Genomic DNA, 1,886 nt, shown 5'->3' on the forward strand with positions numbered 1-1,886 from the left:
TTCTTGTTCGCCAATTGGCAAATAACCTATCTCGTCAATTATCAACAGTTTATACTTACTAAAATGTTTTATCCTGCTTTCAAGCCTATTTTCTAAATAGGCTTTCTTAAGCTGATCAATCAAATCATGGCACTTTATAAAGTATGTACTTATTCTTTTTTTAGCAGCTGCTATGCCAATAGAAGTGGCTAGGTGGGTTTTCCCCACGCCACTATTCCCAATTAGAATTATATTGCTGTTGTTTTCTAAAAATCTTAAACTTTCAAAGTCTAAAAACTGCTTTTTATTTATTTTAGGTTGAAAGTCAAAATCAAAATCTTTCATTTCCTTTAAGTGAGGAAACCCAGCCACTTTTACCATAGCGTTGGTAGCATTAAAGTTCTTTACCTCTATTTCCTTTGCTGTAAGCTCGTAGAGCGCATCTACCAGACTTATTTCCCCTTCGTTTACTTTGTTTATATATTGGTCTAATTTTAAATTTATTTGCGTCAATTTCAAGTCTTTTAAATTTTCACATAATTTCTGATAATTGCTCATTAAACTTCTCCAATTCCTTAAAATGCTTATTTGCATATTCTGACACTGTTTCTTTATCTTGACCTTTAAATGTCATACCTAATAGCTGAACATGATGATCGTTATGGTAATTAACTTTATTTTCTGAAATAGTGTGTATTGTAACTAAATTTTTGTTATAATACACATAGAGGTTATTTTCAGTAACTTCTATAACAATTGTTTTACCAATAAGTTTAGGGGGAACAGAGTACATGTTCTGTTTATACTTAAAGAGAGCATTTGTATTCACCTTTGCCGAAGTGGTGACGTTTTTGTAAAAAGAACATACTTTATCATTTGGGAGTGGTAGTAGATGTTCTTTTTCTTTATTATAAACTAATATAGGTGGCAAGTTTGTAGCTTGACATATCCTTGAGTTGGCCTCATTTGTTATAGTACTCATCTTTTTATGTAACTCCTCTAAGTTTTCCATAATGCCATTATAATTCATTATTTCATCAATTATTCTCATTGGATTTTCAACCTTGGCTTTAGTGTTAGGTCTGGCTCTAACGCAAGGAACTATTTTAAATCCATAATCATCGGCTAATTGCTTAAATTTATTATTGATTTTCCCTTCAGAACGTTCAGTTCTTGCCTGATCCATCATTGTTGATGCATTATCAATTAATATTTCTTCTGGAACTCCACCTAATATCTCAAATGCGTTAGCTAAAAAATCAAATAAGTGATTTTGACTAGTTGAAGGATAAATTGTCCACACTTTAAATCTAGATGCGGATAATATTAAGCTACCTACATTTAATAACATTTCACTTCCATCTTTAAATGAAAATTTAAGCTTTTCTTTCCAATCAAACTGGGCCTGTTTGCCAAATGGAGTTTCAGATTTTATAGCCTCTCTTTTAGATTTTGGCTTAAAATAATCAGCAAATTTGTTATTGTTCAAAATAAAATAATTAAAATTACTCCTAGAGCACTTAAGACCATGCTCTCTAACGAGATATCTATATAGATGTGATTTATAATAGAATACCTGTTTATTTTTTGCTGATAGCAAAGATTTGATTATATCATGATAGTCATCTATCTTCGATTTTTTCTGCTTTCGCTCCTTTTTTACATTGCCTTCATAATATTTTTTGGCTGTTCGTCTATCTACCCCCAATGTTCTTGCTAATTCACTAAAATTTGGTCTATCCAAATTATTAACCTCCACCAATATTTTTAACTTACATAAATCTTTTACTGACTTTATTTCTATTTCAGTATTAATGTTCATATTTAGAATCATATTCATCACCCATTAATACTATAAAATTTTTAGTCAATGTTGTACATAAAAATATTAGCAACTTTGTACAATA

The 1,886-nt window shown here is 30.2% G+C and carries 2 protein-coding genes; both read right to left on the reverse strand.

The features are described from left to right. On the reverse strand, positions 1-537 hold a 537-nt coding region (locus tag EGD97_RS12190; RefSeq protein ID WP_127837554.1), incomplete at its 3' end, for an ATP-binding protein. Beyond that, positions 512-1,819 (reverse strand): IS21 family transposase, encoded by a 1,308-nt coding sequence (gene istA, locus EGD97_RS12195; protein ID WP_127837555.1) that lies wholly within the window; start codon positions 1,817-1,819, stop codon positions 512-514. The genes EGD97_RS12190 and istA, both read right to left, overlap by 26 nt. Positions 1,820-1,886: the final 67 nt, after the last annotated feature.

The organism is Clostridium prolinivorans, from assembly GCF_004011155.1.
GTDB lineage: Bacteria > Bacillota > Clostridia > Clostridiales > Clostridiaceae > Clostridium_AT > Clostridium_AT prolinivorans.